The 6,571-nt window shown below is 69.5% G+C and carries 7 protein-coding genes; 5 read left to right on the forward strand and 2 right to left on the reverse strand.

Annotated elements, in window-relative coordinates; all coding sequences use genetic code 11:
• Positions 1–58: 58 nt before the first annotated feature.
• Both ASC60_RS38225 and ASC60_RS38230 read right to left on the reverse strand, forming a co-directional pair.
• Positions 59–1,372, reverse strand: a complete 1,314-nt coding sequence (locus ASC60_RS38225) for an MFS transporter (protein WP_055558333.1) — start codon at positions 1,370–1,372, stop codon at positions 59–61.
• Positions 1,373–1,440: 68 nt separating this feature from the next.
• Positions 1,441–1,752: a putative quinol monooxygenase gene (locus ASC60_RS38230; protein ID WP_055558334.1), complete on the reverse strand. Its 312-nt coding sequence runs from the start codon at positions 1,750–1,752 to the stop codon at positions 1,441–1,443.
• A gap of 160 nt (positions 1,753–1,912) precedes the next feature.
• Between ASC60_RS38230 and ASC60_RS38235 the strand changes: the two genes are divergently transcribed.
• From ASC60_RS38235 to ASC60_RS38255, 5 genes are all read left to right on the forward strand, one after another.
• Complete coding sequence (locus ASC60_RS38235) at positions 1,913–2,752, forward strand: GntR family transcriptional regulator (RefSeq protein ID WP_055558335.1); 840 nt, start codon at positions 1,913–1,915, stop codon at positions 2,750–2,752.
• Positions 2,749–3,810, forward strand: a complete 1,062-nt coding sequence (locus ASC60_RS38240) for an LLM class flavin-dependent oxidoreductase (protein WP_055558336.1) — start codon at positions 2,749–2,751, stop codon at positions 3,808–3,810. Before ASC60_RS38235 ends, ASC60_RS38240 begins: the two co-directional genes overlap by 4 nt.
• Positions 3,811–3,858: 48 nt before the next feature.
• Positions 3,859–4,602, forward strand: coding sequence for a transglutaminase family protein (locus ASC60_RS38245; protein WP_055558337.1), 744 nt, complete (start codon positions 3,859–3,861; stop codon positions 4,600–4,602).
• Between the two features lie 93 nt (positions 4,603–4,695).
• Positions 4,696–6,105: an NAD-dependent succinate-semialdehyde dehydrogenase gene (locus ASC60_RS38250; RefSeq protein ID WP_055558338.1), complete on the forward strand. Its 1,410-nt coding sequence runs from the start codon at positions 4,696–4,698 to the stop codon at positions 6,103–6,105.
• A gap of 46 nt (positions 6,106–6,151) precedes the next feature.
• The coding region (locus tag ASC60_RS38255; protein ID WP_159043417.1) for an NAD(P)-binding domain-containing protein at positions 6,152–6,571 on the forward strand (420 nt) is incomplete at its 3' end.

Consider the following 6,571-nt stretch of genomic DNA (forward strand, 5'->3'; position numbering starts at 1 on the left):
CAGTTGGTCCCACCGGCTGCCGTTGTGCGGTCGTGGCCGGTGGGGACCTGGAGGCGGCTCACTGGGGGAGGGGTTGTCCCTTGGTCTCCGGCCCGACGAACCAGACGGTGGCGATGGCGATGAGGTACATCACCACTCCGACGACGGTGGCAGCGGCAGTGATCCCGCCGAGCAGGCTGATGAGCATTCCGGTGCCGAGGGTGACCAGTGCGCCTGCGATGCGCGCGGAGTTGAACACCGTGGAGATCGCTGTGGCGCGACCCGAGGTGGGGAACAGCTCGGGCATGTAGATGGGCATCCAGGCGAACTGGCCCAGGATGAAGAATCCGGCCACGGCTGCCGCGGCCAGTGCCGCCTGTGGGGTGTGGACGGCGAAGAAGAAGATCGGGACGATGGCCGCGGATGCGGCGTAGTAGAGGAGCATGGTGGGTTTTCGGCCCCAGCGGTCGGCCAGGTAACCGAGCAGGAGGTAGCCGGGTACGGAGGCGCCGTTGAACACCAGGCCGGCGTTGGCGCCCCATCGGGTGCCCGTCTGGCCGGTGTCCTTGGCGAGTTGGGCGGTGTATGCGGGGATCCAGGCCGACACGGCGTACAGGCCGATGACCGACACGACGGTCAGCACGAGCAGCCGCAGCCCGCGACGGCGTAGGTGGGCGTGGCTGAAGACGGTGGTGAAGGGGGAGCGCAGGAGTTCCCTGTCTGCGGCTGTGACGGTGTTGCCGGCTTCTTGGGCGGTTTTGGCCTTGCGCCGCCGGTCGCGGACCGAGGTCCACATCTCCGGGTCGCGGACGGCCCGCCGTACGTAGAGGACGATGAGTGCCGGGAGTGTGCCGATCAGGAAGAGGTAGCGCCAGGCGTTGTCGCCCACGGGTTCCAGCAGGTACCAGGCCAGCGCGGCGATGACCGCGCCGACGCCGAAGCCCGACTGGAGTACTGCGGCGGCTCGTCCTCGGGAACGGTCCGGCCAGAGTTCGCCGATCAGGGCGGTGGCACTGCCCCACTCCGCTCCCAGTCCCATGCCGGTGATGAAGCGCAGGGTGAGCAGCCACCAGTAGTCGGGTGCGAGTGCGGTCAGACCGGTGAAGAGGGCGTACCAGAGGATGGAGAGGATGAGGGTGCGGCGTCGGCCGAGTCGGTCGGCCGCGAAGCCGGCGAGGATCCCGCCGAGCGCCCAGCCGGCGAGGGTGGCCGCAAGCAGGCCGCTGACGTAGGTGGGAAGGTCTGCCAGTTGTGCTTTGGTGCCCACCGCGGTGACGGCTGTGGGGCCGACGAGGACGAGGGCGTAGGTCTCGAACCCGTCGAAGGTCCATCCCAGCCAGGAGGCGAACAGCGCACGGCGGCTGCTCTTGTCAATGGTGCGCAGGTCGGACATGGTGCTCTCCTTTGAGCGGTCGCGCGATGTCGCGTGAGCGGTCGCGCGACGTCGCGACGTGTCCGTCGTCAGCCGATGACGTTGACCGGACTGAGGACGGAAACCTCGACCGGTTTGGCGAGGAGGTCGGAGAGCTGGGCGCGGTAGGCCTTGTAGTGGGCCGTCGTGCGGTGCGTCTCCAGGGCTGCGGAGTCCTGGTAGCGCTCCAGGAGGACGAAGTCCGGGGCGTCCGTCTTGGTGGTGTAGAGGTCGTAGGAGCGGCATCCCGGTTCGGAGCGGGTCGGGGCGATCATTCCTTCGAGCAGGGCCCGCAGTTGCGGAGCGCGGTCTGAGGCCGGGGTGAAGCGGGCGATCACGGTCACGTGGTTCTGGTCTGACACGGGGACTCCTTTGATTCCCGGCGGGGCTACTTGCGCCCACCAGATGTAAGACGTTATAAAACGTCTCATGACATGCGTCAAGAGTTCGGTGACCTCGCCGGCCGCGACACCCGAAGGGGTTGTTACGCGTCCGGGCCTGTCGCCGGGTTCAATACGACTTATGACATCTGACATGGGCAACGAGCCCCGCTTCGACCTGTCGGCCGCCGGATTCCGGATCGAACGGGGCCGGACACCGGCGACGACGCAGCTGGCGGAGCAGATCAAGGCACTGATCCTCAAGCAGCAGCTGCCGCCGGGGACGCGGCTGCCCACGGAACGGGAGCTGATCGCCGAGACCGGTCTGAGCCGCATCACGGTCCGTGCCGCCGTGGGTGCGCTGGAGTCGCAGGGCTGGGTGGTACGCAAGCAAGGACTGGGCACCTTCGTCTCCGAACCGGTGGACCAGGAGCTGTCCTCCGGCGTGCGCACCATCACCGAGGTCCTGCTCGAACAGGGCGTCACACCGCACATCGACGTCCTGGGCTTCGGGGTCGAATCCGCCGCTCCCCACGTCGCGCAGGTCCTCGGGGAGTCCGAGGTGCTGACGATCCGGCGCCGGTACGGGGACGGGGAGAAGCCGGTCGCGCTCGTCACGATCCACCTCCCGCCGCGGGTGCTGGAGGCGGCCGGGCCGCTGCGCTCCGGCGAACCCGCGACCGAGACCACGTACACGATGTGGGAGCAGCGCCTGGGGGTGCGGATCGCGCAGGCCCGGCACCAGATCCACGCGGCCGCGGCTTCTCCGGATGTCGCCGCGGCGCTGGAGATCGATGAGTCCGCACCCGTGCTCGTCCTGGAGCGGGTCAGCCTCGGTCACGACGACCGTCCGCTGGAAGTCGTGATCTTCCACTACCGGCCGGAGCGCTACGGGTTCACCGTAATGCTTCCCCGCACCGTCTCCGGCGCCCCGGTCGGCATGACCGACATGACCGACATGAAAGAAAGGCGACGTTCATGAACCACGACGATACCTCCGGCGCGGGTCCCGCCCACGAGCCCGGGCCGCACATCGGGCTGATCCTGGCCCTGACCATCCGCGGCCTCGCCGTGGGCAACTATCCCGGTATGGTCCGCGCCGCGCAGGCGGCCGAGTCCTACGGATTCGACTCCGTGTGGCTGTGCGACCACTTCCTGACCCTCAGCCCCGACGACTACGTCCGGGACGCGGGCATCACCGCCGGACCCGAGAGCGACGGCGACGCCCAGCAGGGCCGCTCGTCGTCGGTCCCGCTGCTCGAATGCTGGACCGCGCTGTCGGCCCTGTCCCGCGACACCACCACGGTGCGTCTGGGCACCAGTGTGCTGTGCAACTCCTACCGCTACCCCGCCGTGCTCGCCAAGATGGCCGCCACCCTCGATGTCATCTCCGGCGGCCGGCTGGACCTGGGCATGGGAGCGGGCTGGTTCCAGCAGGAGTACGAGGCATACGGCATTCCCTTCCCCCCGACCGGGGACCGGGTCACCGCGCTCGGCGAGTCGCTCCAGGTGATGCGCCAGGTGTGGACCGACCCGCACCCGACCTTCCACGGCGACTTCTACAGCATCGACGGGGCGGTCTGCGATCCGCCCCCGCTCCAGCAGCCGCATCCGCCCCTGTGGGTGGGCGGCGAGGGGCTGCGGGTCCATCGCATCGCCGCCCGGCACGCCAACGGCGTCAACGTCCGATGGTGGCCCGCCGAGAAGTGCGCGGAGCGCCGCGCGTTCCTGGACCGTGAGTGCGAGGCGATCGGCCGCGACCCGGCGACCCTGCGCCTGTCGATCACCACCCTGCTCGCACCGACCGACTCCCCGGCGCAGCAGGACGAGCTGCGTACCCGTTTCCAGTCGATTCCCGACACCGGGCTGATCACCGGGACGCCGGAAGCCTGTGTCGAGCGCATCCGCGCCTACCAGGACGCCGGCATCGACCACTTCCTGTTCACCATCCCCGACGTCGCGGACTCGACCTATCTCGACGTCGTCGGGGAGCAGATCCTGCCCCACATCAAGCCCGCACGGCACACGCAACTGACCTGACCCAGCCGCGCGACCACGACACCCACAACTCAACGAAGGGCCTACTCCGTGACTTCCGAGGCGACCGCAGACAACGAGCCCACCACCCTCGACGAGGCGTACCTGAGGCCGACCGCCTACATCGATTCCGACCACCCGCTCGTGGTGTCCACCGCACGAGAGCTGACCGACGGTGCCACCACCGACAGCGAACGACTGGGCCGGATCTACCACTACGTCCGCGACCTGCCCTACGACATCCTCGCCTCCTTCCGCTATCTCGCCGAGGGCGAATCGGCGGCCAGCGACGTCCTCGCCCACGGCGTCGCCTTCTGCATGGGCAAGGCGAGTTCGTTCGTCGCCCTGTCCAGGGCCGCCCGCATCCCTGCCCGCATCGCGTTCCAGGCGCTCCACGCCCCGAAGATGGAATTCCTCTCACCGGAGGTCCGCACCCTGTGGGGAGGGCCGGTGGGACGGCCACTGCCCTGGCACTCGCTCGGCGAAGCCTTCCTGGGCGGCCGGTGGATCAAGCTGGACGCAACCATCGACGCTCCCACAGCGACCCGTCTGGGCAAGCCCTACACCGTCACCTACGACGGCGTCACGGACATCCCGACCGTCGAGGGGCCCGTGCTGCGGGAGAACGGCAGCTACGCCGACTATCCCGCCGAAGTGGCGCGATGGTACGAGCAGGTCGCCGGCGAAGTCCTCGAAGCGCTCCGCTCGCCCGCCGCGCACGAGCGGGTCGCCGGCGACGACGTGCTGTGGAGCGGCCCCGATCCGGAGCTGGTCGGCCGCACTTCCGTCGCCTGATCCGGCCACGCGACGGGTGCCCCGGGACACCGACCGCCGGACATCCCCGCCCTTCGCGGACCATCACCTCAACCCCCAAGGAGTGAGGCCACCATGGCCGTTCACCAGATCAACTCCGTCAACCCGGCCACCGAGGAAGTCATCGCCCAGTTCACCCCCCACTCACCGGCAGCAATCGACGCGGCAGTCGAGCGGGCGTCCCTCGCCGCCAGCAAGTGGCGGACGATACCCGTACCGGAGCGGGCCGAGCACCTCAAGCGGGCCGCCGCGCTACTGCGCGCCGACCGGGACCGACTCGCCGCACTCATCACCGAGGAGATGGGCAAACCCATCGCCGAAGCGGAAGCCGAGGTCGACAAGTCCGCCTGGTGCTGCGAGCACTACGCGAGCCAGGGACCGGAACCACTGGCGCACCAGCCCGTGGCGACCGGGGCCGCCCGCAGCCACGTCGCCTTCGACCCGCTGGGCCTCGTCCTGGCAGTCATGCCCTGGAACTATCCGCTCTGGCAGGTGTTCCGCTTCGCGCCGCCCGCGCTGCTGGCCGGCAACGGTGTCGTGCTCAAACACGCCTCGAACGTGCCGCGTTGTGCCCTGGCCATCGCCGACATCTGGGACCGGGCCGGCTGCCCGCCCGGCCTGTTCACCACGCTGCTCGTCGGTCCCGACGCGGTGCCGGACCTCATCGCCGATCCCCGCATCCACGCCGTGACCCTCACCGGATCGACCGAAGTGGGCTCTGCCGTCGCCGCCATGGCCGCGCACCACCTCAAGCCACAGGTCCTCGAACTCGGCGGCTCGGACCCCTTCATCGTCCTCGCCGACGCGGACATCCCGGCCGCCGCCGCGGCGGCGGTCAGCGCACGCATGCACAACACCGGCCAGAGCTGCATCTCCGCCAAACGGTTCATCGTCGAGGAAGGGGTCGTCGAGGAATTCACCGACGCGTTCGCCGCCGGTGTCTCCGCCCTGACCGTGGGCGACCCGTTCCGCCGAGACGTGACGATCGGCCCGCTCGCCCGGTCCAATCTTCGCTCCGACCTCGTCGACCAGGTCGAGCGCTCCACCGCGGCGGGCGCCCGCGTCGTCACCGGCGGCACCGTCCTCGACGGCCCCGGGTACTTCTACGTGCCCGCCGTCCTCGACCAGGTCACCCCGACGATGGCTGTCGCAGCGGAAGAGACCTTCGGGCCGGTGGCCGCCGTCGTCTCGGCGAAGGACCCGGCCCAGGCCATCGACATCGCCAACGCCACCGAATTCGGCCTCGGCGCCGCGCTGTGGACAACCGACCTGGAGCGCGCCGATCGCCTGATTCCCGGCATCGAGGCCGGCGCGGTATTCGTCAACGGGATCGTCGCCTCCGATCCGCGGCTGCCGTTCGGCGGCATCAAGCGCAGCGGCTACGGACGCGAGCTGGGTGTCTTCGGACTCCGCCAGTTCACCAACGTCAAGAGCGTGTGGATCGGCCCCGCGCGGAACACACAGCACCACCCCCTCAGCGAATGACCGGCATTCTCCCGTACCACAACCAGCCGACCGAAGGCGATCAACCATGACAGTCACTCAGCCGGACCCGTTCCCCGGCACAAGAACACATCACGAGAACACCGTCGCCATCGTCGGCGGCACCGGCGCCCTCGGCCTCGGGCTCGCCACCCGGTGGGCCCACAGCGGCGTCAACGTCCGCATCGGATCCCGACGCGCACAAGCCGCGCAGGACTGCGCCGACAAACTCCCCGGAGCGGTCGGCGGAGACAACACCACCATGATCGAAGGCGCGGCGGCGGTGGTCGTCGCCGTGCCCTTCAACGCACACGTCGAGACGATGCGCGCCATCGCCAAAGCCATCCAGCCCGGACAACTGGTCATCGACACCACCGCGCCCCTTCTGCCCGTCGGCCCCCGCGGCCTGCGCCCCATCGTCCCCTGGGCCGGTTCCGCCGCCGAACAAGCCCAGGCCCTGCTACCGGAC

The organism is Streptomyces sp. NBRC 110028, from assembly GCF_001417735.1.
Lineage (GTDB): Bacteria > Actinomycetota > Actinomycetes > Streptomycetales > Streptomycetaceae > Streptomyces.